29 protein-coding genes are annotated in these 24,084 nt (G+C 71.5%); 12 read left to right on the top strand and 17 right to left on the bottom strand.

Annotated elements, in window-relative coordinates:
- Positions 1–71 precede the first annotated feature (71 nt).
- Positions 72–263 carry a hypothetical protein gene (locus MTO99_RS09160; RefSeq protein WP_243558590.1) on the top strand — a complete coding sequence of 64 codons (192 nt, stop codon included), beginning with the start codon at positions 72–74 and terminating at the stop codon, positions 261–263.
- Here MTO99_RS09160 and MTO99_RS09155 read toward each other — a convergent pair.
- The 10 genes from MTO99_RS09155 to MTO99_RS09110 all read right to left on the bottom strand — a co-directional run bounded on the left by MTO99_RS09155 (position 244) and on the right by MTO99_RS09110 (position 5,162).
- A complete protein-coding gene (locus tag MTO99_RS09155; protein ID WP_243558588.1) occupies positions 244–636 on the bottom strand; it encodes a hypothetical protein in 393 nt (130 codons plus the stop codon). The two genes, MTO99_RS09160 and MTO99_RS09155, sit on opposite strands and share 20 nt — an antisense overlap.
- Positions 637–707: 71 nt before the next feature.
- Positions 708–1,370, bottom strand: coding sequence for a hypothetical protein (locus MTO99_RS09150; RefSeq protein ID WP_243558586.1), 663 nt, complete (start codon positions 1,368–1,370; stop codon positions 708–710).
- An 81-nt stretch (positions 1,371–1,451) separates the two neighbouring features.
- Entirely contained in the window at positions 1,452–2,228 is a 777-nt protein-coding gene (locus tag MTO99_RS09145; RefSeq protein ID WP_243558584.1) for a phage tail tube protein, read from the bottom strand.
- 12 nt (positions 2,229–2,240) lie between these two features.
- Positions 2,241–2,828 carry a phage tail tube protein gene (locus MTO99_RS09140; RefSeq protein ID WP_243558582.1) on the bottom strand — a complete coding sequence of 196 codons (588 nt, stop codon included), beginning with the start codon at positions 2,826–2,828 and terminating at the stop codon, positions 2,241–2,243.
- On the bottom strand, positions 2,829–3,077 hold the full coding sequence (locus MTO99_RS09135) for a hypothetical protein (protein ID WP_243558580.1): 249 nt from the start codon (positions 3,075–3,077) through the stop codon (positions 2,829–2,831).
- 42 nt (positions 3,078–3,119) lie between these two features.
- Positions 3,120–3,563 (bottom strand): hypothetical protein, encoded by a 444-nt coding sequence (locus MTO99_RS09130; RefSeq protein WP_243558578.1) that lies wholly within the window; start codon positions 3,561–3,563, stop codon positions 3,120–3,122.
- A complete protein-coding gene (locus MTO99_RS09125; protein WP_243558576.1) occupies positions 3,560–3,985 on the bottom strand; it encodes a hypothetical protein in 426 nt (141 codons plus the stop codon). The genes MTO99_RS09130 and MTO99_RS09125 overlap by 4 nt, the downstream gene beginning before the upstream one ends.
- Positions 3,985–4,440: a DUF6093 family protein gene (locus MTO99_RS09120; protein ID WP_243558574.1), complete on the bottom strand. Its 456-nt coding sequence runs from the start codon at positions 4,438–4,440 to the stop codon at positions 3,985–3,987. The genes MTO99_RS09125 and MTO99_RS09120 overlap by 1 nt, the downstream gene beginning before the upstream one ends.
- Positions 4,441–4,466: 26 nt before the next feature.
- Positions 4,467–4,958, bottom strand: coding sequence for an HNH endonuclease signature motif containing protein (locus MTO99_RS09115; protein ID WP_243558573.1), 492 nt, complete (start codon positions 4,956–4,958; stop codon positions 4,467–4,469).
- 12 nt (positions 4,959–4,970) lie between these two features.
- Complete coding sequence (locus MTO99_RS09110; protein WP_243558571.1) at positions 4,971–5,162, bottom strand: helix-turn-helix domain-containing protein; 192 nt, start codon at positions 5,160–5,162, stop codon at positions 4,971–4,973.
- A 77-nt stretch (positions 5,163–5,239) separates the two neighbouring features.
- Between MTO99_RS09110 and MTO99_RS09105 the strand changes: the two genes are divergently transcribed.
- Complete coding sequence (locus tag MTO99_RS09105; RefSeq protein ID WP_243558569.1) at positions 5,240–6,421, top strand: tyrosine-type recombinase/integrase; 1,182 nt, start codon at positions 5,240–5,242, stop codon at positions 6,419–6,421.
- Between the two features lie 74 nt (positions 6,422–6,495).
- Positions 6,496–7,467, top strand: coding sequence for a DMT family transporter (locus MTO99_RS09100; protein WP_243558567.1), 972 nt, complete (start codon positions 6,496–6,498; stop codon positions 7,465–7,467).
- On the opposite strand, the gene MTO99_RS09095 is transcribed toward MTO99_RS09100, so the two are convergent.
- A complete protein-coding gene (locus MTO99_RS09095; protein WP_243558565.1) occupies positions 7,451–8,032 on the bottom strand; it encodes a nitroreductase family protein in 582 nt (193 codons plus the stop codon). The two genes, MTO99_RS09100 and MTO99_RS09095, sit on opposite strands and share 17 nt — an antisense overlap.
- Positions 8,029–8,430 (bottom strand): peptide-methionine (R)-S-oxide reductase MsrB, encoded by a 402-nt coding sequence (gene msrB, locus MTO99_RS09090; RefSeq protein WP_243558563.1) that lies wholly within the window; start codon positions 8,428–8,430, stop codon positions 8,029–8,031. The genes MTO99_RS09095 and msrB overlap by 4 nt, the downstream gene beginning before the upstream one ends.
- 239 nt (positions 8,431–8,669) lie before the next feature.
- Here msrB and MTO99_RS09085 point away from each other — a divergent pair, with 239 nt between their 5' ends.
- The 6 genes from MTO99_RS09085 to MTO99_RS09060 all read left to right on the top strand — a co-directional run bounded on the left by MTO99_RS09085 (position 8,670) and on the right by MTO99_RS09060 (position 14,365).
- Entirely contained in the window at positions 8,670–8,996 is a 327-nt protein-coding gene (locus MTO99_RS09085) for a DUF3263 domain-containing protein (protein ID WP_243558561.1), read from the top strand.
- Positions 8,997–9,032: 36 nt separating this feature from the next.
- Positions 9,033–9,587: a LytR C-terminal domain-containing protein gene (locus MTO99_RS09080; RefSeq protein WP_243558559.1), complete on the top strand. Its 555-nt coding sequence runs from the start codon at positions 9,033–9,035 to the stop codon at positions 9,585–9,587.
- Positions 9,588–9,838: 251 nt separating this feature from the next.
- Positions 9,839–10,042, top strand: a complete 204-nt coding sequence (locus MTO99_RS09075; protein ID WP_243558557.1) for a cold-shock protein — start codon at positions 9,839–9,841, stop codon at positions 10,040–10,042.
- A 152-nt stretch (positions 10,043–10,194) separates the two neighbouring features.
- Positions 10,195–11,247: a DUF3048 domain-containing protein gene (locus tag MTO99_RS09070; RefSeq protein ID WP_243558555.1), complete on the top strand. Its 1,053-nt coding sequence runs from the start codon at positions 10,195–10,197 to the stop codon at positions 11,245–11,247.
- A 144-nt stretch (positions 11,248–11,391) separates the two neighbouring features.
- Positions 11,392–13,011, top strand: coding sequence for a chaperonin GroEL (gene groL / locus MTO99_RS09065; RefSeq protein ID WP_243558553.1), 1,620 nt, complete (start codon positions 11,392–11,394; stop codon positions 13,009–13,011).
- A 169-nt stretch (positions 13,012–13,180) separates the two neighbouring features.
- Complete coding sequence (locus MTO99_RS09060) at positions 13,181–14,365, top strand: hypothetical protein (protein WP_243558551.1); 1,185 nt, start codon at positions 13,181–13,183, stop codon at positions 14,363–14,365.
- 25 nt (positions 14,366–14,390) lie between these two features.
- On the opposite strand, the gene MTO99_RS09055 is transcribed toward MTO99_RS09060, so the two are convergent.
- From MTO99_RS09055 to MTO99_RS09045, 3 genes are all read right to left on the bottom strand, one after another.
- Positions 14,391–14,681: a WXG100 family type VII secretion target gene (locus MTO99_RS09055; protein ID WP_243558549.1), complete on the bottom strand. Its 291-nt coding sequence runs from the start codon at positions 14,679–14,681 to the stop codon at positions 14,391–14,393.
- Between the two features lie 128 nt (positions 14,682–14,809).
- Positions 14,810–16,591 carry a sensor histidine kinase gene (locus tag MTO99_RS09050; RefSeq protein ID WP_243558547.1) on the bottom strand — a complete coding sequence of 594 codons (1,782 nt, stop codon included), beginning with the start codon at positions 16,589–16,591 and terminating at the stop codon, positions 14,810–14,812.
- A gap of 52 nt (positions 16,592–16,643) precedes the next feature.
- A complete protein-coding gene (locus MTO99_RS09045; protein WP_149161334.1) occupies positions 16,644–17,336 on the bottom strand; it encodes a response regulator transcription factor in 693 nt (230 codons plus the stop codon).
- A gap of 122 nt (positions 17,337–17,458) precedes the next feature.
- On the opposite strand from MTO99_RS09045, the gene MTO99_RS09040 reads away from it, so the two are divergent.
- The 3 genes from MTO99_RS09040 (at position 17,459) to MTO99_RS09030 (ending at position 20,353) form a co-directional block, all read left to right on the top strand.
- Positions 17,459–18,712 carry an NAD(P)/FAD-dependent oxidoreductase gene (locus tag MTO99_RS09040; RefSeq protein WP_243558545.1) on the top strand — a complete coding sequence of 418 codons (1,254 nt, stop codon included), beginning with the start codon at positions 17,459–17,461 and terminating at the stop codon, positions 18,710–18,712.
- A gap of 92 nt (positions 18,713–18,804) precedes the next feature.
- Complete coding sequence (folP, locus tag MTO99_RS09035) at positions 18,805–19,608, top strand: dihydropteroate synthase (RefSeq protein ID WP_243559045.1); 804 nt, start codon at positions 18,805–18,807, stop codon at positions 19,606–19,608.
- A gap of 13 nt (positions 19,609–19,621) precedes the next feature.
- On the top strand, positions 19,622–20,353 hold the full coding sequence (locus MTO99_RS09030) for a pyrimidine reductase family protein (RefSeq protein ID WP_243559043.1): 732 nt from the start codon (positions 19,622–19,624) through the stop codon (positions 20,351–20,353).
- 120 nt (positions 20,354–20,473) lie between these two features.
- Here the strand turns inward: MTO99_RS09030 and MTO99_RS09025 are convergent, their stop codons facing one another.
- Positions 20,474–22,120, bottom strand: a complete 1,647-nt coding sequence (locus MTO99_RS09025; protein WP_243558543.1) for a DNA repair helicase XPB — start codon at positions 22,118–22,120, stop codon at positions 20,474–20,476.
- 109 nt (positions 22,121–22,229) lie between these two features.
- Positions 22,230–24,071 carry a helicase-associated domain-containing protein gene (locus MTO99_RS09020; RefSeq protein ID WP_243558541.1) on the bottom strand — a complete coding sequence of 614 codons (1,842 nt, stop codon included), beginning with the start codon at positions 24,069–24,071 and terminating at the stop codon, positions 22,230–22,232.
- Between the last annotated feature and the right edge of the window lie 13 nt (positions 24,072–24,084).

The raw sequence follows: 24,084 nt of genomic DNA, 5'->3' as shown, positions 1-24,084 counted from the left end.
TCGGGTCGGCGCGGAGCGTACACGGGACGCCGCCCTAGCCGATCCGGGGTGCGGGCCGCTATCTTGAGGGCATGGACTTCTTCATCGCGGCACTCTTCCTGGGGCCGATCGCGTTCGTCGTCACGTTCCTCTACCTGCTGCTGCGCGGACGGAAGCCCGAGGAAATCGAGGCCGATGCGCAGCGGCGGGCGATGGCTCGCGCCCGCCGCGAACTCGCGGTCGAGAAAGCCAAGCAACAGCTAGCTAATCCTCCGCAGGAATGACCGGTACCGACTCGTCGCGAGCCTTCTCCCGCTTCGCGCGAAGCTCGTAGAACGAGTCGCGGAACTCGGAGAGTTCCCGCCGCGAGTACGTGTGGGCCTCCACGATGAGCGACACCCCGGCGGGCTCTTTCGCCGCGCCGCCCTTCTTCTTCGCCGCCCGTTCGCGAGCCTTCTCCTCGAACGCATCCTTCTTCTGCGTCGCGAAGCACACCTCTTCGCGCACCGTGAAGTAGATGTCGTTCGACTCGTTGCCGCACACGTACTTCGGGTAGCCGCACTGGTGGCACCGCTCCTTCTCGAGCATGTGGAACGCCTGCGCCAGCAGGATGTCCCACTTGCTCCACCGCTTGCGGGTGTCCGTCCCGAGGATCACCGCAGTCGGCCGGACGCCGAAACGGATCGACGCTTCGATCTGCTGCGCGTACCCAGCGCCGGCCCCGAAGGCTAGGTACGCTGCGAGAAATCCACCTGAGCGGTCGCCTGCTCGGCGATCGCCCCCTGGAACTGCAGCTTCGCGACCGCGGCCAGCAGTCGGCCGCTCTCCGTGTCGGGGAGGTAGGCGAGCAGGTCGCGCGCATCCTCGATCGTGACCGCCTTGTTCGTCTCGCCCGACTCGACGTCGTGGATGGAGACCACCGAGCGGTAGAGGATCTGCGCGTCGAGTTCGTCGACGAACTCATCGGCGCGGTCGTCGGTCACCTTGCCGCGGATGCCGAGGTGCTGCTTCGCAGCGCGGCGGGCGTCCTTCTTGATGACGGCGGGGACGGCCTGGAGGGCGATGTCCAGTGCGGTCTCGTCGAGCTTCGCGGCGAGGGCTTCCATCTCGGCGATCTTCGCGGCGATGGCCTCGTCGTTGGCGCCGTCCTTGTTCAGGAGCTTGAGCTCCGCGAGTTCCCTCGCAGCACCCCAACCGCGGCGGCTCTTCACGAACCCGTTCGCGTCGAGCACATCCTCGAAGCCGCCGAGTGCTTCGCCGGTGACCTCGTCGGTGAACACGCGGATGGTCTCGTGGCGCAGCGGACGCTTCTGCAGTCGGGCTTTCAGGTCGAATGACTTGCGGCCGGTCTCTGCGGCCTCCTCGGCGACCTGCTGGATGTCTTCGCTCATGGGGGTGTCCTCTCTCTCGTGGGCGGGGCGGAGCGTAGCGGGGACGCGAGGCTGATGGCAGCCTCGCGTCCCCGAGGTGGATTACGGCGCGGTGACCGTCACGTCGATCGGCGTGCCCGCAGCCGAGCCCGCGATCGACACGGTGAGGGTGGCGGTGCCCGCGGCGCGGGGGATGAGGATGCCGTGCTTGGTGACGGTGAAGATGTTCTCGTCGCTGGACGCGTAGTCCGCACCGACCGTCACGTTGACGCCCTCGTAGGTCGCCTTGAGGTACAGCGGCGTGCCGACCACCACGTCGAAGCCGTCCTCGCCGTCCGGGGTGAGGGTCACAGCGGTCGGGACCGCCGACGGCACGACGTAGTTCGACAGCAGGTTGTCCTGCAGCACGAGGCCGATGCCGAGGGTGCGGCTCACGTCGTTGCGGTTGTGCTGCCGGTCGTCGGTGATGACGCGGAACAGGTTGACGACCTGGCCCGGCGCGATCGCCGCCGCCTGGTTGGTGATGAAGCGCTGCGCGATGGCGAGCTTGGTGCGCGGCTTGGCGAGGGTGTTCCACACCTGGACGCGCAGGCCGCTGGTCTCGCCGCGGCTCGGGGTGAAGATCTCGATGCTGCCCGACGCCGAGTCGAACGAGCGCGACTGGGCGCCCGCGGCGTCGGCGAACGAGCGGTCGTCGCTCTGCTCGGACGCCTCGAGGCCGAAGTCGGTGCCGTCGATCTTCGTCTCGGCCGAGATGTTCAGGAGGGACTGGAGTTCTGCGAGCGTCGGCCCCGACACCCACCGGTCGTCGGTGATCGCGGTGTCCGGGCCTGCGAACCAGCCCACCGCCTTGTTCGACTGTGCTCTGACATCGGTCATTGTTTCCGCTCCTTACGCCGTAATCACGTGCGCGATGTTGACGATCGACTTGGGGACGAAGTTCAGTCCGAGCGTCTGGTCGTCGCTGTCGGGGAACGCCGGGACGGGGTGGTCGGTCCAGACGTAGTAGAGGTCGATCTCGTCGCCCACGGCGAACTCCTCGGACGAGTCCTTGCCGCCGCGAACCCGGTGGATGATGAAGTACGGCGCGTCCGCGTCGCGGGTCAGGTCGCGCACGAGGTTGTACAGGCCGTCGGCGTCGGGGTCTTCGTCGCGCAGCACGTTCAGTTCCGCGTCGAAGTTGTACTGCGTGAGGGACTCCGAGTTGCCCTTCGAGCAGACGGTCTTGTTGCTCGACGTGTCCGACCCGGTGAGGCCGAGGTTCAGGTCGTCGAGCACGGCGCACGAGATGTTGCCGCCTGCGCCCGCGTATGCCTGACTCGGCTTGGTGATGCCGTGGTAGATGTTCAGCGCGGCGGCGGTCGGGTTCTCGTAGTCGACGAGACCGGTGGGGGTGACGATCCACGGCACCCCGTCGATCTCATGTGCGGCAGCGAGAACGATGGTCTCGTAGCCTGGTACCAGTTTGGCAGCGGACATTCAGCGGCGCCCCTTTCGCGTGGCGGTCGTGCGGGCGGCCGGCTCGTCGCCCGCCTGGGTGGTCTCGGGCTCGACCGCGGTCGCCTCGACGACCTGCTCGATCTGGTCCTCCGTGATGGGGACGTAGGCGAGAGGCTTGGCGTCTTCGGCGACCTCTTCGAGGTTCGGGAAGACGCGCGCGAGGGCTTCCGGGTAGACGCCTATGGCGCCGTTGATCCGGTTGCGGTACGTGCGCACGGCGTTTGACATGGCGCGGAGCGTACAGCGGACATCTAGCTAATGCACGCCAGATCAGAGGTTGATGAACACCCGCCCGAACATGCCCGACTCGAAGCGACTGGGCCGGGCTTCGGTCTCGGTGCGGGCGTAGCTGAACCCGCCCGACGAGGTGATGACGCCGGAGGTCGGGGAGGGGCGCTTGTCGACGAGGCGGCGCTGCACTGCGGCCCGCGTCCGGCGCACGTCGGCTGCCACGCCGCCGTAGACCACGATGGTGAACGAGAGCACGTGGGGCTGCTCGTCCTCGCCTGCGCCCGCGGCTCGCCCGCGCGTCGAGGCGAACGGGGTCGCGAAGCGCGCGACGATGTACGGCCGCAGGCGCGGGTCGGTCGCCGAGTAGCGCTGGAGGTCGGTGCCGTCAGGGACGCCGGTCTCGAACACCTGCCCGCCCGCGAGGGCGCCGATGCCGTCGGGGCCGAGAATCCAGTCGATCTCCTCGTTGCCGTCGTAGCTCATGCGATCTTCTCCCCGGCGACGCGGTCGAGGTGACCGGCCATCTCGTCGATGACCTTCTGCAGGGTCGCGTTCAGCGAGTCCATCGCAGCGATCCGGTCGGTGCCTTCCTCTTGAAGCAGGAAGTACGCCTCGGGGTCGAACCAGCCCCACTCGCCGACCGCTTCATCGTCGTCGGCGGTGACTTTCGACTCGACCTGGCTGAACATCTCGCCCGTCTCGTAGCGACCGTCGAACAGGCCGCGCCCGGTCGCCACGCGCTCCCAGCCGGTCGGGGTGTCCTTGTCGAGGATGATCTCCTTCATCCGCTCCTCGGCCGCGACGATGACCTCCTGCAGGGCGCTCGTCAGTTCCCGCCGCTTCGAGTACGCGAACGCTTCCGCCTGGGCGATCAGGCCGCTCTTGTCGAACCCGCGCCACGCCATCAGACGTCATCCCCTTCGGTCGAGCAGAGGATGGTGCGAAGCGCCGCGTGCGACGAGTTCGTCGCAGCGAGCACGGTGAACGTCAGCTTCGACAGCACCGGGTCTTTGCCGCCCGACCACTTGAGGAGCATCCCCTTCTCGATGAGCGGGTCGTCCGCCTTGATCTCGCACTGGAAGCGATAGCGGCGCTTGGTGATCCACTGGCCCGACGCCGCGCGCTCCAGGGGGAGCTGGAACTGCTGGGCGCGTCCGGGGCGGGCGGCGATGACCGTCGCGAACGTGGTCTCGCCGCCCAGACCGGTCTCCGGGTCGTAGGGGTCGCCGACCGGGACCGCAACCGACGGGTCGAGCAGCGTGAGTTCTCCATTGAACTCCTGGCGCACCTCATCGAGGATCTCCGCCGACCAGTCGCCGCCATCCGCGGACGGCGGCGGGGGCAGCGAGACAGGGAACATGGCGCGCAGCGTAGCCGGGACGCGGGCTACATCGGCATGGCGAGGAGTTCGACAAGTCCGGCCGTGTCGTGAAGATCGAGCGCGGCGATCGCTCGCGTAAGCCGCGCGCCCTCATCGCCCGCCTTGTCTTGCACGACTGCCATGAGCGGCTGGCGGGACGCGATGCGCTTCGCTTTCGCGATCATCTGCTTCTGGGGCCAGCAGAACCACTGCCAGTAGTCGCGCCCATGCAGCATCTCCGAGTCGAGGTGGCACGACGGGCAAAGCAGGTGGAGATTCGACGGCTCGTTCGAGCCGCCTTCGATTCGCGCGAGTATGTGGGCGCGCTCGAGATATCCGACATTGGCACCGCAGGCCCAGCAGTACTCGGCGTCCACGCTCAGCCCCGCCTCTTCGAGCAGGGGCGCCCAGTAGGCCAGTACCTTCGCGGCGGCGGGTGCGTTCTTGCGCGGCAGCACGTCGCGCGTCGGCGTCTCCGCGTCCGATACGAACAGGTCGAGCCATTCGGGATCGAGCATCGTTTCCTCCTTCTATGCGGCAGCCTCGAACGGTTCGCCCCAGCGCCAGATCTCGGCATCCTCGCGCTTGATGATCCAGCGGCCGCCCTTCACGCGCTGCCGACCGGGGAGGTCGCCGCTCCGCAGCGCGTCGGTGATGGTTTCGGGGTGGCGCTTGGTCAGCGCCGCCACTTCGGCGACGGTCATGAACTCGATTGGCCTCATGAATAGATCCTCCTTGTGAGACATTAGCTAGATAATTCGGCCCCACGCTAGCACGCCTAATCCCGTATGATCCAGTCATGCCCTATGTCGAGACTCTTCCGAGCGGACGCTACCGCGCCGCCTATCGCGATCGCGAGGGGAAGAAGCGGTATGTGAGGGGCACGTTCACCCACAAGCGAAAGGCCGAGATCGAGGCGGCCGCGGCCGAGAAGGCCGCCCGCTCCCTCGGCTGGCGCGACCCGCTCGCGGCCGGGCGCACGTGGGGGGAGTGGTGCGCCGACTGGTGGGAGACCCGCGACGTCGAGCCCGGCACCCTGCACCGCGACGAGCCCTCGCGCGACAACCATCTCCTTCCGAAGTGGCAGGACGTGCCGCTCATCGACATCACCCGCGGCGACGTCAAGGCGTGGGCGATGGAACTCCGCAAGACCGGACTCGCGCCGGCGACGGTGCAGAAGCGCATCTCCCTCCTTTCCGCGAGCCTCACCGCCGCGGTGGAGGCCGAGGTGCTCGACTTCAACCCGGCGCGTGGTGTGAAGGTCGCGCAGCCGCAGGTCGACAAGCGCCGCTACCTGACGGAGGAGGAGCGCGACCGGCTCCTGCAGCAGTTCGAGCCGCCGGTGGCGAACTGGCACGACGAGGGCATCGTCGCCACCCTCCTCGGCACCGGCATGCGCTGGGGCGAGGCGATCGGCCTGCAGATCCCGCGCGTCGACTTCGACCGCGAGCGGGTGTGGGTCATCGAAGCATGGGACGACGACCAGCGACGCCTCGTCCCGTACCCCAAAGGCAAGAAGCAGCGCTGGGTGCCGATGACCCCCTGGGTGGCCGAGGTGCTCGAGCGCGAGATCGGCGGCCGCCGCAAGGGGCACGTCTTCCTCAAGGGGGGCGAACACGTCTACGACTACTCGAACTGGCGCCGCGGGGTCTGGCTCCCGGCGGTCAAGCACGCCGGTCTCGAGGGCACGAAGATCCACGACCTCCGGCACACCTTCGCCACCCACGCGCTGCAGAGCGGCGCGTCGCTGGACGAGGTTCGGCGGATGCTCGGGCACAGCTCGTCCAAGACCGCGGAGATCTACGCGAAGTTCGCCGAGGAGTTCGGCGAGCATGTCGTCGCGTCGCTCCCGACTCGGCGGCGTGGGGCAAACGTGGGGCAGCGTGGGGCAGGACGGGGCTGGAAGACGCTGGATGAGCTCGCTGCCCAATTGGGCCGAGATCCGCATGAACTCGCGGATCTACTGGGATTGACTGCCTAAGATTGGAGGACGCGGGACGGCCCTGACCGCTCTTGTAAAGCGGTGGTTGCGGGTTCGAGTCCCGCAGCCGGCTCTTGCACGACCACTCCCGCCACCGCGCCCCGCTCTGGGCGGCGCTCGTCGCGGCCGCCGCCTTCGGTGCGCTGATGTCGGTGCAGTCCCGTATCAACGGCGAGCTCGGTCGCCGACTCGACGACGGCTTCACGGCGGCCGCGATCTCGTTCGGCACCGGGCTGGTGCTGCTGGCCGTCGCGCTGGCGTTCTCGCGTCGCGGCCGGGCCGGGTTCGCCGGCGTCGGCCGTGCGCTGCGTGAGGGCCGGCTGTCGTGGTGGATGCTGCTGGGCGGCCTGGCGGGCGCGTTCCTGGTGCTCAGCCAGGGGCTCACCGCGGCGCTGCTCGGGGTCGCACTGTTCACGGTCGCGATCGTCGCCGGCCAGACGGTGAGCGGGCTGGTCATCGACCTGATCGGGCTCGGCCCGGGCGGCCGGCATCCGATCACCGCGCCGCGCACGATCGGCGCGACGCTCGCGCTCGCGGCGGTCACGGTGGCCGTGTCGGCCCAGCTCGGCACCGGGATCGCGATCTGGTGGGTGCTGCTGCCGTTGCTCGCGGGGCTCGGCACGGGGTGGCAGCAGGCGGTGAACGGGCGGGTGCGGGTCGAGGCGGCGAGCGCCCTGACCGCGACGTTCCTGAACTTCGCGTCCGGCACCGCGGTGCTCGTGGCCGCCGCGCTCGTGCGCATCGCGATCGCCGGTCCGCCCGACGCCTTCCCGACGGAGCCCTGGCTCTACGTCGGCGGTGCGCTGGGGTGCGTCTTCATCGCCGGCTCCGCGGTCATCGTGCGCCGCACCGGCGTGCTGCTGCTCAGCCTCGCCACGATCGCCGGCCAGCTCGCGTCGGCGCTCGCGCTCGACCTGCTGCTGCCGGTCCCCGGTCGCCACGTGGATGCCGCGACCGTCGTCGGCACCCTGCTCGCGTTCATCGCGGTGGGGATCGCGAGCGGGCGCCCGGCGTTCCTGCGGCTCGGGTTCAGGCGAGGCTCGTGAACACGGCGGCGGCGTCGATCGCGCGGTGCCGCACGCGGCTCACGCCCTCGGGGACGCCGCCGACGTAGAGCCAGCCGAGCAGGTGCTCGTCGGGGGCGAGCCCGTGCACGGCTGCGACCGGTTCGGTGCGGACGTGCGGGCCGGTGCGCCACATGACACCCCAGCCGGCCTCGTCGAGCAGCAGGCTGAGGGTGTGCGCGACGCCCGCGGCCACGGCGTCCTGCTCCCATCCGTGCACCTTCGGATGCTCGTGGCGACGCGCCGCCACGGCCAGCAGCAGCGGAGCGCGCAGCGGTTTCGCCGCGAGCGCGGCGCGGTCGTCGCCGACCAGCCCCGCCGCGTCGGCGAGCGCCTCGCCGAGCCGCGCCCGGGCGTCGCCGCGGAGGGCGATCACCCGCCACGGCTGCAGCGCCGCGTGGTCGGCGACGGTGCCCGCCGCCGACAGCAGGTGCAGCAGTTCGGTGTCGTCAGGCGCGGCCGCGGTCACTTTCGCGACGGAACGGCGGCGGCGCACCGCCTCGAATGCACCGGCCGCGGTCGCGACCGGTGCGGCGACCCCGGTCACGACTCGGGCGAGAAGCCGAGTGCGATCGAGTTCATGCAGTAGCGGTCGCCGGTGGGCGTGCCGAACCCGTCGGGGAACACGTGGCCCAGGTGCGACCCGCATCGGGCGCAGCGCACCTCGGTGCGCTCCATGCCGAGCGAGGTGTCCTCGAGCAGTTCGACCGCTTCGGGGCGGACCGACTCGTAGAAGCTCGGCCAGCCGCAGCCCGAATCGAACTTCGTGCCGCTCTGGAACAGCTCGGCCCCGCACGCGGCGCACGTGTAGACCCCGGCGCGGTGCTCGTCGAGCAGTTCGCCCGTCCAGGGACGTTCGGTGGCCGCCTCGCGCAGCACTGCGTACTGCTCGGGTGCGAGCTCGGCGCGCCACTCGTCGTCGCTGCGCTGGACGTCGTAGGTCATCTCGGATCCCTTCTCGCGGCGGACCGTCCGCCGCAGGCGCGGCGGAAGTCCCCCGGTCGAGCCTAATCGCGCCCGGCGCGGACTCCGCCGACAGGTGCAACACTGTTGCGGCGCTTCCTGTTCCGGTGATGCGCGGTGTTCCGGCGCACACGCCGGGCGGCTCGGGCGGCTCCCAGGCGGCCCGTGCCTAGGATGTCCAGCAGGCGGGACGCCCGGTTCCGTCAGCGAGGGAGGCGAGCATGCAGGGTGCGGCGCGCGCCGAGGCGGATGCATCCGCCGACGGCCGACCCGATGCATCCGCGGCACCCGCCCTCGACGAGCGCAGCCGGCGCATCCTGGCCTTCGAGCACCGCGCGTTCCGCGACGAGGGCGCGAAGGCCGAGGCGATCCGCGCCGAGTTCGACCTCTCGGCGCCTCGCTACTATCGGATCCTCGGGGAGCTCATCTCCTCGCCCGACGCACTTCGACACGACCCGATGCTCGTCAAGCGGCTGCTCCGGCTGCGCGACGCGCGTCGTGCGGCCCGCCTGGTCCGCACCCCGACCTTCGGCCGGCCGCTCGACTGAGCCGCCCGCCCCGACCGACAGGACCGACACCAGCACATGGCGCAGAAGTTCCCCCGCGACCGGTTCGACAGCGTGCCGCACGGCATCGACCGCGTCGGCGCGCACCGCGCCCCGAGCCGGCGAGGCTCGGGCTGGATCGCGTTCGGGTGGGCGGCGCTGGCCACCGTGGTGCTCGCGGGCATCGGCATCTGGGGCGTCGTCACCCTGGGCGACCGCATCGGCTCGAGCGGCGAGGCCGCGGTGCCGACCGCGACGCCCGAGCCGACCGTCACCGCCGAGCCGACGATCGCTCCCGACCAGCCCGTGACGGTGCTGAACGGCACCACGGTCAGCGGGCTCGCCGCGCAGGCCGCCGAGATGCTGCAGGCCGCGACCATCCCCGTCGGCACGACGGCGAACGCGAGCGAGAACGACCTCACCGAGACCTACGTGTACTACGCGGCGCCCGAGCTCGAGGGTGCGGCGCGCGGCGTCGCGCAGGCCATCCCCGAGGCCGAGGTGCGGTACGACGCGAAGTTCGCCGAGATCGGCACCCCGCTCGTGCTGGTCGTGGCGTCCGACTTCGCCACGGCGATCGGCGCCGCCGGCTGAGCGGTCGCGCTCGTGCGCGGCGAGGCATCCTGCTCACCCCGCGACCGACGCGAGGCCGAATCGTTGCCATTCTGCGATCATTCGGGCGTCGCATCCTCTTGTGCCCGCCCGCGGGCGGATGCCTGAATGGGATTTGGTCGCTCATCCCGTGTGGAACACCCGTCGCCCCGGCGCACTGTCAGCACGAAAAGGGGGGCCCGGTACAGGCGACAGGCACGTGCTGACACACCGCAATACATTGGGAGCAACGCATGGCGAACGGAACCGTCAAGTGGTTCAACGCTGAAAAGGGTTACGGGTTCATCACCGTCGACGGCGGCGGACAGGACGTCTTCGTCCACTACTCCGCCATCGACATGTCGGGCTACAAGGTCCTCGAAGAGGGCCAGCAGGTCCAGTTCGAGGTCGGCTCGGGTGCGAAGGGCCCGCAGGCCGAGGCCGTCCGCCCGGTCTGAACCACTGCGTTCCGGAGCGCGCCGCCCCGACGGGGCGGCGCGCTCCGTCGTGTTCCCGGGGTGGAGCGGATGCCTCGCGGCGCCCGCCGGCACGCGGCGTGTCGGGCCTCGGGTCCGCCGGCCGGCCGCGATCCCGCCGCTAGCATGACGCCATGGGACGGGACCGGGGGGTGCGCCGCTTCGGTGCCGCGCTGCTCATCTGCGCGGTCGGGCTCGGGCTGCTGTCGTGTTCGGGCACGACCGATCCGCCGCCCACCGAGACGCCGGCCCCGACGCCGTCGCGCGCCCGGCCCGCCTCCGAGCCGGCGCCCGTGCCGATCGCGTTCGCCCCGCTGCGCGGAACCCTCGCGGACGGCGCCGCCCTGGCGCATCCGTCGATCGCGGTGAAGATCGACAACCACGAGGAGGCCCGTCCGCAGATCGCGCTGAACCGAAGCGACATCGTCTTCGAGGAGCTCGTCGAGGGCGGCATCACCCGGTACGCGGTGGTCTGGCACTCGGACGTGCCCGACGAGGTCGGTCCGGTGCGCTCGATCCGGCCGATGGATCCCGACATCATCACCCCGTTCGGCGGGCCGGTGGCGTACTCGGGCGGTCAGGAGGTCTTCGTCGACATGATGATGTCGACCGGGCTGCCGAACCTCGTCTTCGACTACGACGACACCGGCCTGTTCTACCGGGCGGACGATCGCCCCGGTCCGCACGACGTGATCCTGCTCGCGAAGGAGGGCGTCGGTCGGCATCTCGACCTCGCGCCGCCGCCGAACCAGTTCGTGTTCGGCTCCGCCGACCCCCTGGCCGCGCCGGGGTTCGCGGCCCAGCCGACCTCGCACCTCGCCCTCGTGTTCTCGGACGCGCGGTTCCCGTCCTGGGACTGGGACGCGGCTGCGGGGGTGTGGCTCCGCTCGCAGGAGGGCGCACCCGACTCGGAGGCGTCGGGCGAGCGCGTACGGGCGACGAACGTGGTGACCCTGCGCGTCGGCATCGACTGGTCGTGGGGCGAGGTGCCGCGCACCGTGCTGGACGGCGGCGGCGAGGCCTGGGTGTCGGTCGCCGGGCGCACGGCGCACGGCAGCTGGTCGAAGGCGGCGCGCGAGGCCCCGATCGTGCTCACCGCCGACGACGGGTCGCCGCTGCGGCTCGCCCCCGGCAACACCTGGGTCGAACTGGTGCCGAACGACGGGTCGGTCGCCTTCGCGCCCTGAGCGAACGGCGGCACCGGATGCCGCGGGGCGACGTCGCGCGCGCTTGCACTCGTCGAGGGTGAGTGCCAGAATCGTCTTTAGCACTCGGTCGTTTCGAGTGCTAACACCATTCTTCAGACGTCCGGGAAGGGACGAGAGAAACACATGGCAAAGATCATCGCTTTCGACGAGGAGGCCCGCCGCGGGCTCGAGCGTGGACTCAACCAGCTCGCCGACGCGGTCAAGGTGACCCTCGGCCCGCGCGGCCGCAACGTCGTGCTCGAGAAGAAGTGGGGCGCCCCCACCATCACGAACGACGGCGTGTCGATCGCCAAGGAGATCGAGCTCGACGACCCGTACGAGAAGATCGGCGCGGAGCTCGTCAAGGAGGTCGCGAAGAAGACCGACGACGTCGCGGGTGACGGCACCACCACCTCGGTCGTGCTCGCCCAGGCGCTCGTGCGCGAGGGCCTGCGCAACGTCGCGGCCGGCGCCGACCCCATCTCGCTGAAGCGCGGCATCGAGAAGGCCGTCGCGGCCGTCTCGGAGGAGCTCCTCGCCGCCGCCAAGGAGATCGAGACCAAGGAGGAGATCGCCGCGACCGCGTCGATCTCGGCCGCCGACACCCAGATCGGCGAGATCATCGCCGAGGCGATCGACAAGGTCGGCAAGGAGGGCGTCGTCACGGTCGAGGAGTCGAACACGTTCGGCACCGAGCTCGAGCTCACCGAGGGCATGCGCTTCGACAAGGGCTACCTGTCGGCGTACTTCGTGACCGACCCCGAGCGCCAGGAGGCGGTCTTCGAGGACCCGTACATCCTCATCGCCAACTCCAAGATCTCGAACATCAAGGACCTGCTGCCGATCGTCGACAAGGTCATCCAGACCGGCAAGCAGCTGCTCATCATCGCCGAGGACGTCGACGGCGAGGCGCTGGCGACCCTGATCGTCAACAAGGTGCGCGGCATCTTCAAGTCGGTCGCGGTCAAGGCTCCCGGCTTCGGCGACCGCCGCAAGGCGCAGCTCCAGGACATCGCCATCCTCACGGGCGGCCAGGTCATCTCGGAGGAGCTCGGCCTCAAGCTCGAGAACGTCACGCTCGACCTGCTCGGCCAGGCTCGCAAGGTCGTCATCACCAAGGACGAGACCACCATCGTCGAGGGTGCGGGCGACCCCGAGCAGATCGCCGGCCGGGTGGCCCAGATCCGCCAGGAGATCGAGAACACCGACTCCGACTACGACCGCGAGAAGCTGCAGGAGCGCCTCGCCAAGCTCGCCGGCGGCGTGGCCGTCATCAAGGCGGGTGCGGCGACCGAGGTCGAGCTCAAGGAGCGCAAGCACCGCATCGAGGACGCGGTGCGCAACGCGAAGGCCGCCGTCGAGGAGGGCATCGTCGCCGGTGGCGGCGTCGCCCTCATCCAGGCCGGCAAGGCCGCGTTCGCCAAGCTCGAGCTCACCGGCGACGAGGCGACCGGCGCGAACATCGTGAAGGTCGCCATCGAGGCGCCGCTCAAGCAGATCGCCCTCAACGCGGGCCTCGAGCCGGGCGTCGTCGCCAACAAGGTGTCGGAGCTCCCCGCGGGTCACGGCCTGAACGCCGCGACCGGCGAGTACGGCGACCTGCTCGCGCAGGGCATCATCGACCCGGCGAAGGTCACCCGTTCGGCGCTGCAGAACGCCGCGTCGATCGCGGGCCTGTTCCTCACCACCGAGGCGGTCGTGGCCGACAAGCCCGAGAAGACCCCGGCTCCGGTCGGCGACCCGACGGGCGGCATGGACTTCTAGTCCGGCACCCGTTCGAGCAGACGAACACCCGAAGGGCGTCTCCCGCGAGGGAGGCGCCCTTCGGCGTGTTCCGGGCGGTCGGCACGGCTTCGCGCGTGCGCCGTCGGGTGTGACGGAATCGTTGTGCCGTACGATCCGGCGGAGACGACGGGGTTGCTAGCTTCGTGCCATGACCCGTCGACGTGCCGGCTCGCCCGCGATCGCCATCCTGACCGGAATGCTCGCGCTCACGGCCTGCACGGCTCAGCCGGACGCCTCGACGCCGCACCCCTCGGCGCCGTCGACGATCCCGACGCCGACCGCCGAGCCGGCGGAAGCCGGCCCGCACGCGCGCATCCCGGTCGACTGCGACGGACTCGTCGCCACCGACGCCCTCCGAACGCTCGTCGGCGAGGCGGGGCATCCGCTCGCGCCGATCGTGCCGATCGACCGGCTCGACCCCGACGAGGCGGCCGCCCTGCAACTCGGCGCCGTCGACTGCCGGTGGACGAACGGGCTCGGCTTCTCGACGTGGACCGGACCGGAGGCCGGCCGGCAGACGGTCGCTCTCAGCATCCTCCCCGAGGGCCTCGACGCCGCGATCGAGTACGTCGATCTCTACCGGAGCGCGGACCCGACGTACGGCGCACACGTCCAGGGCCCGCGGTGCATGGCCGCGACGGACGCGTCCTGGACCGGCTTCTGCGAGCTGTACGGGGTGATCGGCCGGAACTGGGTCGAGTTCACGGTGCAGGGCATCGTGTTCGACGCCCGCTCCGACTCGGACCTGGTCGCCGCGTTCCGTGCGGTCGCCGACCCGATGGTCGCCGCACTCGCCGCGACCGAGCCCGGGCCGCGATGGACGCCCGCGGAGTCGACGAGCTTCGCTGCGTGCGAAGACCTCGTACCCGCGACCTCGGTCGCCGAGATCACCGGTCTCGCAGCGGTCGGGTTCGGCGAGAGCTGGGACGGGCCCCGGGTCGGGCAGTACTTCTGGGCGTCCCGCGAGACCGGCGCGAAGCGATGCTCGGTCTTCTTCACCGACCGGGAGGGCGGGTTCGGCGAGGTCGGCGTGCTGCCGGGCGGCAGCTGGGGATTCGACCGGGCGGAGGCCGCCTGGCTGGCCGACGGCGGCGTGATCGTGCCGGTCGCCGGCGTCGAGCCCGGCGACGCGGTGCTGCGCTGCGCGGACGCCGCGGCCGAATGCGTCCTCGACGTCCGCACGGGCGGGGACTGGGTGCGGGTCGAGTTCCCCGAGGTTCCGCCGGAGACGGTCGAGTACCTGCCGCCGAACGACTACGCCGCCGCACGCGAGTCGATCATCCGGCTCGCGGAGGCGCCGGTCGCAGGCCTGGGCGCATCCGACGGCGCCTGAGCGGTCGCGTGCGTCGACGCGCGGGTCAGCGCAGGAACAGCCGGGTGTTCGCCAGCTCGGCCTCGGCGTACTGCGCGGCGGCGACCGCCAGGGCGCGGCTGAGTGCGGCGAGGTGCTCCTCGACCTGGGTCTGGGTCGCTCGCCAGTCGGCCACCGCGCTCTGGAACGCGGTCGAGGCCTGCCCCGACCAGCTCTCCGGCAACGAGGTGAGCCGGCCCATCAGCGTCGCGATCTCGGCCTGCACCCGACTGATCGCCGCCTGCGTGGAATCGGTGGCGGCGCGCACCTGCTCGCTGTCGACATGGAAGACGGTCATCGTTCGGTCCCTTCGGTGAGGTCCGCGGATGCGGACGTCGCCACGTTAGGGATCGCGGTGGACGCGCGGGCGCGGCATCCGGTCGTCTGGGGAGGACGAGCCGGGCGCGAGTCGCTGGGGAGGAGTGCTCAGCCGACCGACTGCGGCGCCGACGGCGAACCGGCCAGCGGCAGCGAGACGCGGAATGTCGCGCCGCCGCCCGGCGTCTCGACGACGTCGACCGTGCCGTTGTGGGCGGCCACGATCGACGACACGATCGCGAGGCCCAGGCCCGACCCGCCCGTCTCGCGCGTGCGCGAGGTGTCCGCGCGCCAGAACCGCTGGAAGATCTTCTCGCGGATCTGCGGCGGGATGCCCTCGCCGTGATCGACCACCTCGAACATCGCACGGTCGGTCGAGTCGTCGACGGACACGCGGATCTCGAGGGGGCTGCCCTCCTGCGTGAACCGGATCGCGTTCGCGACGAGATTCGTGAGCACCTGGCGGATCTTGTTCTCCTCCGCCAGCACGATCGCGGGTCGCACGGGTTCCGACGGCGCATCCGAGACGATCTGCGGCCCGGTGGACGCACCCGGGCCGAACAGGGCGTCCCGACCGGTCGCGACGGAGCTCTGCTCGCCGGCCGGGCGCTTGCCGCCGGGTTCGCGCAGTCGACGACCGCGCAGTCGGGCGAGCGTCGCCCCGGCGAACGCGATGGTGCCGGCCCGCGCGCTGCGCGGTGTCTCGGGCTCGAGATCGACCGCGAGGGCCGGGACGGTGCCGATCGTGCCGCCGTCGCCCCGGTCGCCGGGTGCGATCACAGTCACGGTGCGGTCGGGATGCGCCGCCATCGTGTCGAGTGCGGCATCGCGAGCGAGGGGCACGAGGTCGACCTCGACGAGTTCGAGCGGCTTGGCCTCGTCGAGCCGGGCGAGCGCGAGCAGGTCCTCGACGAGCCCGCCCATGCGCACCGCTTCCTTCTCGATGCGATCCATCGCCTGGGCGACCTCTTCTGGCGTCTGGAGGGCGCCCATCCGGTACAGCTCGGCGTAGCCGCGCACCGACACGAGCGGGGTGCGCAGCTCGTGCGAGGCGTCCCCGACGAAGCGGCGCATCTGATCGATGGTGCGAGCCCGGTCGCGGAAGGCGCGGTCGATGCGGTTCAGCATGGTGTTCAGCGACCGGTTCAGCCGCCCGACCTCGGTGTTCGGGGTCGCGCCGCCGAGCCGCTGGCTGAAGTCGCCGTCGGCGATCGCCGCGGCGGTGCGTTCGACCTCGCGCAGCGGCGCGAACGTCGAGGTCACCAGCATGCGGGTGAGCAGGGCGCCGATGAGCACCACGCCGAACCCGAAGCCGAAGAAGATGGTGAGGTACGCGGCCAGCAGCCGCTCGCTCTCGACCGTGGAGATCGCGATCAGCACCGGGACGTCCTGGCCGGGCCGATCGAGCGACTGCAGCGAGACGATCGCACGGAACGTGCGGTGCCCGGCGCCGTCGGGCAGCTCCAGGACCTTGTAGTCGCCGTCGTTGGTCTCGAGCACCTGCACGAGCGTGAGGGTGCTCGGGATCTTGGGGCGTTCGGCCGCGGGGCGCAACGACCAGTTGTCGCCGCGGTAGGTGCCGTCGGTTTGGTACACCGCGACGAACACGTCGTCGGAGTCGCGGAAGTCGAGCTTGCCGAGGCTCATCGCCCAATCGTCGTCGTCGCGTTCGCCCTCGTCGGATTCCGACGACTCGAAGTACTTCTCGAGCGAGCCGCCCGCGATCGAGCGCAGCTTCGACTCCATCTGGCTCTCGACGTATCCGCGCAGCATCGCCGCGGTGCCGATGCCGGACACGAGCAGACCCAGCGTCAGCACGAGCACGGTCACGCCGGTGATCTTCGTGCGAAGCGAGATGCGGTTCCACCGCTCGGAAAGGGTCTGATGCATGGCGCGGCGAGTCTACGGAGGCTCCCTGTACCGGTGCTGTGCCCGCGCCCGGCTACCCCTTCGAACTCTTCAGCATGTACCCGAAGCCGCGCTTGGTCTGGATGAGCGGCTCGGTCGAGTGCTGGTCGAGTTTGCGGCGCAGGTACGAGATGTAGCTCTCGACGATGCCCGCGTCGCCGTTGAAGTCGTACTCCCACACGTGGTCGAGGATCTGCGCCTTCGACAGCACCCGGTTGGGGTTCAGCATGAGGTAGCGCAGCAGCTTGAACTCGGTAGGGCTGAGCTCGACGGGCACGTCGCCGACGAGCACCTCGTGCGTGTCCTGGTCCATCGTGAGCTCGCCGGTGCGGATCACCGCGTCCTCCTCGGCGTGCATGGTGCGCCGCAGGATGGCCTTGATGCGCGCGACGATCTCGTCGAGGCTGAACGGCTTGGTGACGTAGTCGTCGCCGCCGACGGTGAGGCCGGTGATCTTGTCCTCGGTGTCGTCCTTCGCGGTGAGGAAGAGGATCGGCGCGGTGTAACCGGCGCTGCGCAGCCGCTTGGTCACGCTGAACCCGTTCATGTCGGGCAGCATGACGTCCAGGATGATCAGGTCGGGCTCCTCCTCGAGGACGGCCGAGATGGTCTGGGCGCCGTTGCCGACGGCACGGACGGCGAATCCCGCGAACCGCAGGCTCGTGGTGAGCAGGTCGCGGATGTTGGGCTCGTCGTCGACGATGAGAATGCGAGGTCCGTCGCTCATGGGGTCATTCTGCTGCGGATGCGCTGCACTCTTCCTGACAAACGACCGAGTGTCCGCTATCCGCGCAATCCACGCGGCCTGGAGGACTGGCCGCTCGGAGGGCCGGATGGAAGACTCGGGGCATGTCGTCTTCGGAGCGGGTGGTCATCGCCGGCGGCGGGCTCACGGCGGCGCGCGCCGCCGAGTCGCTGCGCGGCGCGGGGTTCGACGGCGAGGTCGTGGTGGTCGCGGAGGAGCGGCGGCTGCCCTACGAGCGGCCCCCGCTGTCGAAGGGCTACCTGCAAGGTGCGGATGCCTCGTCGGCGGTGTACCCGCTGGATGCCGCGTGGTACCGCGCGAACGACGTCGAGGTGCGCCGGGGCGCGCCCGCGACCGCGCTCGACCCGGGCGCGCACACCGTCGAGGTCGCCGGGGAGACGCTGCCGTACGACCGACTGCTCATCGCCACCGGCGCGACGCCCAGGCGGTTCGACGGCCCCGGCGCGGGGCTGCGGGGCATCCATCATCTGCGTCGCCTGCCCGACTCCACGCGGCTGCGCACCGCGCTGCGCTCGGGCGATCGTCGCGTCGCGCTCGTCGGCGGCGGCTGGATCGGGCTCGAGGTCGCGGCCGCGGCCCGCGGGTACGGCAACGAGGTCACCGTCGTGATGCGCGACGAGGTGCCGCTCGCGGCGGCGATCGGGCCCGAACTGGGCGCCCGGTTCCGCGCGCTGCACGAAGCGCGCGGGGTGCGGTTCGCCGCGGGTGCGGCGGTCGCCGCGGTGCGCGGCGAGGCCGGGCGCGCCCGCGCGGTGGTGCTCGGCACCGGGGAGGAGCTCGACGCCGACCTGGTCGTGTTCGGCATCGGCGCAGTGCCCGACACCCGGCTCGCGGCGTCGGGCGGGCTCGAGCTCGACGACGGCGTCGCCGCGGATGCCTCGTTCCGCACCAGTGCGCCCGACGTGTACGCCGCCGGCGACGTCGCGAACGTCTGGAACGCCCGCCTCGGGCACCGGCTGCGGGTCGAGCACTGGGCGAACGCCGACGCGAGCGGCAAGCTCGTCGGGCGCGTCCTTGCCGGCGAGTCCGTCGAGTACGACGAGATCCCCTACTTCTTCACCGACCAATACGACCTCGGCATGGAGTACTCGGGGTACGGCGAGCTCGCCGTGGGCGCGTCGCCGGTCATCCGCGGCGACCTCGACGCCGGCGACGGCGGCGAGTACGTCGCGTTCTGGCAGCAGGGCGACGTCGTCGTGGCGGGCATGAACGTCAACGTGTGGGACGTGAACCAGGACGTGCAGCGGCTCATCCGCTCGCGGCGTGCGGTGTCGGCCGCCGAGCTCGCCGACCCGTCGGTGCCGCTCGGCGCGCTCGCCGGACCGGAGACCCCGTGATCCCGGGTCCCGCCGCCGCCTCGGCCGGCCCCGGAGCGCTCGTGCGCCGCATCGGCCCGCGCACCTTCGACTTCTCGCGGCAGGTCGCCGTGATGGCGATCGTGAACCGCACCCCCGACTCGTTCTACGACCAGGGCCGCACCGACGCCGCCGACCTCGCCATCGCGGCGGGGCTGCGGGCGATCGAGGCCGGCGCCGACTGGGTCGACGTCGGGGGAGCGAAGTTCGCGCCGGGCCCGGCGATCCCGATCGCAGAGGAGATCGAGCGGGTGGTTCCGGTGGTCGAAGCGCTGGCCGCGTCGGGCGCGGTGGTGTCGGTCGACACGTTCCACGCCGAGGTCGCCCGTGCGGCGCTCGCCGCCGGCGCCCACGTGATCAACGACACCACCGGGCTGCACGACCCCGCGATGGCCGACGTGGTGGCCGAAGCCGGAGCATCCGTCGTGGTCACGCACAGCCTGGCCGCACCCCGCCAGCCGTACCCCTCGCCGCGCTACGACGACGTGGTCGCCGAGGTCGTCGCGTTCCTGCGCGAACGGGCGGAGCTCGCCGAGGCGCGGGGCGTGGCATCCGATCGCATCATCGTCGACCCCGGCCACGACCTGAACAAGCACACCCTCGACTCGCTCGCGCTCACCCGGCGCCTCGACGAGGTCGTCGCACTCGGGTACCCGACGCTCGTCGCGCTGTCGAACAAGGACTTCGTCGGCGAGAGCCTCGGCCGCCGCGACCGGTCGCAACGGGTCGAAGGCTCGATCGCGGCCGCCGTGTACTGCGTGCTGCAGGGGGCGCGCATCGTGCGCGTGCACAACGTGCGCGAGACCGTCGACGCCGTGCGCATGATCGAGGCGATCGAGGGCTGGCGCGAGCCCGTGTTCCTGGAGCACAACCGGTGAGCGGGCGGTGCCGATGAACCGGCCGGATGCCTCGCCCGCCGTCGATCGTGCGACCCTGGTCGACGCGTACGCGATCGAGGACCGCACCACGCCCCGCGTGCGCATGAACTTCGTGATGAGCCTCGACGGCGCGGTCACCGTCGACGACCGCAGCGGCGGGCTCGGCGACGCGAGCGACCGGCTCGCGATGGGCGTGCTGCGCTCGCTCGCCGACCTCGTGCTCGTCGGGCTCGGCACGGTGCGCGCCGAGGGGTACGGCGGGGTTCGGGTCGGCCGCGAGGGCGTCGCGTGGCGGCGCGAGCACGGCCTGCCCGACCAGCCGCGCATCGGCGTGGTGTCGCGCGAGCTCGACATCGACCCGGGGCATCCGTTCTTCACCGAGGCCGTGACCCGGCCGATCGTGCTGACCCACGCGGGCGCGCCCGCCGCCCGTCGCGAGGCGCTCGGCGCGGTCGCCGACGTGCTCGTCTGCGGCGAGGCATCCGTCGACCTCGGCGAGGCGCTCGCCGTGCTCGCCCGAGCCGGGCTCGCGCAGGTGCTCTGCGAGGGCGGGCCGCATCTGTTCGGCAGCCTGCTCGAGGCCGACCTCGTCGACGAGCTGTGCCTGAGCCTCAGCCCGACGCTCGTCGGCGGCGTCGCCGGCCGCATCGTGCAGGGCGCGCCGGAAGCGCCGCGCGAGATGCGGCTCGTGCACGCGCTGCCCGCCGGCGACCTGCTGCTGCTGCGGTACGCGCGCGAGCGCTGAGCGGGCACGCCCCGCCGGGCGCCCGCTGCGTGGCCCGCTGCGCCACTTCGGCGCGGTCTGCGCCAGACGGATCGGCGCGGAGGGCGCCGAACTGGCGCAGCAGCGAATGCCGGGAAGCGCTCAGGCCGCCGCGTCGAGCGTGTGCGCGTCGAGGATCGTGTACGAGTAGCCCTGCTCGGCGAGGAACCGCTGCCGGTTCTGCGCGAAGTCCTGGTCGACGGTGTCGCGCGCGACCAGCGTGTAGAAGTTCGCCGACAGGCCCGACTCCTTGGGCCGCAGCAGACGGCCGAGACGCTGCGCCTCCTCCTGCCGCGAGCCGAACGAGCCCGACACCTGGATCGCGACCGTGGCCTCGGGCAGGTCGACCGAGAAGTTCGCGACCTTCGAGACGACGAGCACCTTCGTGCGCCCGTCGCGGAACTCCTGGAACAGCCGCTCGCGCTCGTCGACCGGCGTCGAGCCGGTGAGCTGCGGGGCGCCGAGGGCCTCGGCGAGCTCGTCGATCTGGTCGAGGTACTGGCCGATCACGAGGATGCGCTCGCCCTCGTGGCGCGCGACCAGCTGGCGCACGACGTCGAGCTTCGCGGGCGCGGTCGCGGCGAGCCGGTAGCGCTCGTCGTCGGCGGATGCCGCGTACTGCAGCCGCTCGGACTGCGGCAGGTCGATGCGCACCTCGTAGCACGCGGCGGGGGAGATGAAGCCCTGCGCTTCGATCTCCTTCCACGGCGCGTCGAAGCGCTTGGGGCCGATGAGCGAGAACACGTCGCCTTCGCGGCCGTCCTCGCGCACGAGGGTCGCGGTGAGGCCGAGGCGGCGTCGCGCCTGCAGTTCGGCGGTGAGCTTGAACACGGGCGCGGGCAGCAGGTGCACCTCGTCGTAGACGATGAGGCCCCAGTCGAGGGCATCGAGCAGCGACAGGTGCGCGTACTCGCCCTTCCGCTTCGCGGTGAGGATCTGGTATGTCGCGATGGTGACCGGCTTGATCTCCTTCACCTGGCCCGAGTACTCGCCGATCTCCTCCTCGGTGAGCGACGTGCGGCGCAGCAGCTCGTCGCGCCACTGCCGGGCCGACACCGTGTTCGTCACGAGGATCAGCGTCGTGGTCTTGGCCGTCGCCATCGCGCCGGCGCCGACGAGCGTCTTGCCCGCGCCGCACGGCAGCACGACCACGCCCGAACCGCCCTCGAAGAAGTTGTCGACCGCCTTCTGCTGGTAGTCGCGCAGCTGCCAGTCGCGCTCGTCGAGGTCGATCTCGTGCGGGGTCCCGGGGGTGTACCCGGCGAGGTCTTCGGCGGGCCAGCCGAGTTTCACCAGCTCCTGCTTGAGGGCGCCCCGCGCCCACGCCGCGACCAGGAAGCTCTCGTCGTCGATGCGCTCGCCGAGCAGGGGGGCGATGCGCTTCGCGCCCGACACCTCGGTGAGCACGGCGATGTCGGAGCTCTGCAGCCGCAGCGCACCGTCGTCGGTGCGGTCGATCACGAGCCGGCCGTAGCGGGCGACGGTCTCGCGCATGTCGACGGCGACGGTCTGCGGCACGGGGAACTTCGCGTACCGTTCGAGCGTGCCGAGCATGTCTTCGGCGGTGTGGCCGGCCGCGCGCGCGTTCCACAGGCCGAGGCGGGTGATGCGGTAGGTGTGGATGTGCTCGGGGGCGCGCTCGAGCTCGGCGAAGATCGCGAGGTCGTGGCGTGCATCCTCGGCGAGCGGGTTCGCGACCTCGAGGAGCACGGTGCGATCGCTCTGCACGATGAGGGGGCCGTCTGACATAGCCGACCAGTCTACGCCCGTTCGGTGGGAGGGCGGCCGGGTCGGGCGGGCCGCCGGCGCGGCGGAGCGGGGCGCGGTGCGATGATCGCCCGGATGCCGCGGAGCGCGCTCAGGCGCCCGCAGGCGCCGGCCCGACCGCCGCGATCGCCGAGAGCGGCAGTGTGCGCTCGATGTCGGCCTTGCGGTCGCGGGCGCGGAGCCGCCCGTTGGCGACGCTCGCGGGCGCGAGCAGGTAGTCGGCGGTCTGGCCGCCGGGCATGCGCACGGTCACGGTGAGCGTCTCCTTCGCGCGCGCCGCGGCCTCGAGCTGGCGGGCGAGCCAGGCCTGCTCGGTCGCCGGACCGTCGGCGGAGACCAGGATGCGGTCGAGCAGCTCGCCGATCGGGTCGGTCGGCGCCGAGGGCTGCGGCGGGGCGGCGGCGAGCCGGTGGCGAGTGAGTCGCAGGATCCGCCCGGTCGCGTCCTCGGCGGCCACCGGGTACTTCGCGTCCGAGAGCGCCCAGAAGACCACGTCGGGCGGGAACCGCGACAGCAGCCGGTGGTCGCCGGTGCGGCGCAGCGCCACCGGGGCGAGCGACTGGTCGACCTCGAGCTGGCCGACGAGCGCCGCGTCGTCGGACCGCACCGAGGACTTCGCCGGAGCGTCGGCCGGGTCGGCAGCCGCCACCCGCACCGCGCCGAACCGTCGCGCGGCCTCGGCGACCAGGTAGTCGAGCGGCTGCGGCACGCCCGTGCGGGAGATCGACTGGAGGAAACTGCGGATCGACTCGGCCGATTCGCCCGCAGCGAGACCGCGGTTCACGGATGCCGCGCTCACGCGGTAGCTCGAGGCGAGATCGCGGCCTTCCACGTCGGCGAAACTGCGCAGGCGGGCGTCGAGCGCGGGTTCGAGGGGGCCGGGGGAGACGATCGAGAGGTCGTGCTGCAGGTACACCTTGTCGACCTGCTTCGGGAAGTGCGCGGCGAGTTCCGAGGCCGCACGGTCGAGGTCGCCGGCCAGCACCAGCCGAGCGCTCTCGACGGGCTCGCGCGAGACGGCGAGGCCGAGGGCGTCGGCCTCGTCGGCGAGCCGGCGCAGCCCGTCGTCGAGCCACGGCCCGCCCGCCGGGTAGAACCAGGCGACGTCGTCGCGCAGCGCCGCGGCCGACAGCGATCCGGTGCGGCGGGCGACGAGTTCGCGCAGCGGGGCGGGGATGCGATCGCGCCAGCACTCCGCGAGCAGCCGCCACCGGCTGGCCGGGTCGGCGAGCACCCAGGACGCCCCCTGCTCGGACTCGTACCAGTACGCGCCGTCGCGCGTGATGAGGCCGGCTTCGGTCGCGCGCCGGGCGAGCGCCGGCACCTCGTCGAGCGACAGCCCGGTGGCCTCGGCGATGCGTTTGGAGTCGGGCAGCGACAGCCCGCCCTTGGCCAGCTCGCGTGCGGGCTGCAGCCCGAGCGCGGCGATGAGTTCGGCGGTCGCCGCGAGCGTCGCGTAGGCGGCCTCGGCGGCCCGGCGGGCGAGCAGCGTGCGGTCGACGGCGTCGACAGCCTCGAGCACGGGCGGCGCGGGGGCGACGAGGGCGACGAGCTCGGGCAGGTCGGCTCCGAGCCGGGGCACGAGTCGCTGCGCGACCGCGCCGGGCACCTGCACTCCGCCGTCGTCGTCGAGCACCAGCAGGAGCAGCCCGTCGAGGTCGGCGAGCAGGGCGTCGGCGTGCGCGGTCAGCCGGTCGGATGCCTCGAGCCGCCGCAGTTCGTCGGAGACGGCCGTCGCGGTGACGGGGGCCTCGCCCTGGGCGAGGGTCGACGCGACGGCGAGCAGTGCGAGGTGCGGGCGGTCGAGGCGGGCCACGGCGTGATCGAGCGAATCCGCCGTGGTCAGCGCCTCGGCGAGGTCGAACAGGTCGTCGACGCCCGAGCGGTCGAACTCACGCGCGGCGAGCGCAGCCGCGAGGGAGTCGCGCGACATCGCGCGGAGCCTG

It is taken from the genome of Agromyces larvae, assembly GCF_022811705.1.
Taxonomy (GTDB): domain Bacteria; phylum Actinomycetota; class Actinomycetes; order Actinomycetales; family Microbacteriaceae; genus Agromyces; species Agromyces larvae.
The sequence above is the reverse complement of the archived record's forward strand: the minus strand, read 5'-3'. Positions and strand labels throughout refer to the sequence as shown.

Coding starts and splice junctions, on each gene's coding strand:
- MTO99_RS09055 (WP_243558549.1), bottom strand. CDS start 14,681: ATGACCGTCTTCCATGTCGACAGCGAGCAGGTGCGCGCCGCCACCGAT.
- folP (WP_243559045.1), top strand. CDS start 18,805: ATGGCGATCGTGAACCGCACCCCCGACTCGTTCTACGACCAGGGCCGC.
- MTO99_RS09125 (WP_243558576.1), bottom strand. CDS start 3,985: ATGGCGTGGCGCGGGTTCGACAAGAGCGGCCTGATCGCCCAGGCGGAA.
- MTO99_RS09135 (WP_243558580.1), bottom strand. CDS start 3,077: ATGTCAAACGCCGTGCGCACGTACCGCAACCGGATCAACGGCGCCATA.
- MTO99_RS09130 (WP_243558578.1), bottom strand. CDS start 3,563: ATGAGCTACGACGGCAACGAGGAGATCGACTGGATTCTCGGCCCCGAC.
- MTO99_RS09025 (WP_243558543.1), bottom strand. CDS start 22,120: ATGTCAGACGGCCCCCTCATCGTGCAGAGCGATCGCACCGTGCTCCTC.
- MTO99_RS09150 (WP_243558586.1), bottom strand. CDS start 1,370: ATGAGCGAAGACATCCAGCAGGTCGCCGAGGAGGCCGCAGAGACCGGC.
- MTO99_RS09070 (WP_243558555.1), top strand. CDS start 10,195: ATGGGACGGGACCGGGGGGTGCGCCGCTTCGGTGCCGCGCTGCTCATC.
- MTO99_RS09050 (WP_243558547.1), bottom strand. CDS start 16,591: ATGCATCAGACCCTTTCCGAGCGGTGGAACCGCATCTCGCTTCGCACG.
- MTO99_RS09110 (WP_243558571.1), bottom strand. CDS start 5,162: ATGAGGCCAATCGAGTTCATGACCGTCGCCGAAGTGGCGGCGCTGACC.
- MTO99_RS09140 (WP_243558582.1), bottom strand. CDS start 2,828: ATGTCCGCTGCCAAACTGGTACCAGGCTACGAGACCATCGTTCTCGCT.
- MTO99_RS09080 (WP_243558559.1), top strand. CDS start 9,033: ATGGCGCAGAAGTTCCCCCGCGACCGGTTCGACAGCGTGCCGCACGGC.
- MTO99_RS09105 (WP_243558569.1), top strand. CDS start 5,240: ATGCCCTATGTCGAGACTCTTCCGAGCGGACGCTACCGCGCCGCCTAT.
- MTO99_RS09040 (WP_243558545.1), top strand. CDS start 17,459: ATGTCGTCTTCGGAGCGGGTGGTCATCGCCGGCGGCGGGCTCACGGCG.
- MTO99_RS09115 (WP_243558573.1), bottom strand. CDS start 4,958: ATGCTCGATCCCGAATGGCTCGACCTGTTCGTATCGGACGCGGAGACG.
- MTO99_RS09030 (WP_243559043.1), top strand. CDS start 19,622: ATGAACCGGCCGGATGCCTCGCCCGCCGTCGATCGTGCGACCCTGGTC.
- MTO99_RS09085 (WP_243558561.1), top strand. CDS start 8,670: ATGCAGGGTGCGGCGCGCGCCGAGGCGGATGCATCCGCCGACGGCCGA.
- MTO99_RS09020 (WP_243558541.1), bottom strand. CDS start 24,071: ATGTCGCGCGACTCCCTCGCGGCTGCGCTCGCCGCGCGTGAGTTCGAC.
- MTO99_RS09045 (WP_149161334.1), bottom strand. CDS start 17,336: ATGAGCGACGGACCTCGCATTCTCATCGTCGACGACGAGCCCAACATC.
- msrB (WP_243558563.1), bottom strand. CDS start 8,430: ATGACCTACGACGTCCAGCGCAGCGACGACGAGTGGCGCGCCGAGCTC.
- MTO99_RS09160 (WP_243558590.1), top strand. CDS start 72: ATGGACTTCTTCATCGCGGCACTCTTCCTGGGGCCGATCGCGTTCGTC.
- MTO99_RS09145 (WP_243558584.1), bottom strand. CDS start 2,228: ATGACCGATGTCAGAGCACAGTCGAACAAGGCGGTGGGCTGGTTCGCA.
- MTO99_RS09075 (WP_243558557.1), top strand. CDS start 9,839: ATGGCGAACGGAACCGTCAAGTGGTTCAACGCTGAAAAGGGTTACGGG.
- MTO99_RS09060 (WP_243558551.1), top strand. CDS start 13,181: ATGACCCGTCGACGTGCCGGCTCGCCCGCGATCGCCATCCTGACCGGA.
- groL (WP_243558553.1), top strand. CDS start 11,392: ATGGCAAAGATCATCGCTTTCGACGAGGAGGCCCGCCGCGGGCTCGAG.
- MTO99_RS09120 (WP_243558574.1), bottom strand. CDS start 4,440: ATGTTCCCTGTCTCGCTGCCCCCGCCGCCGTCCGCGGATGGCGGCGAC.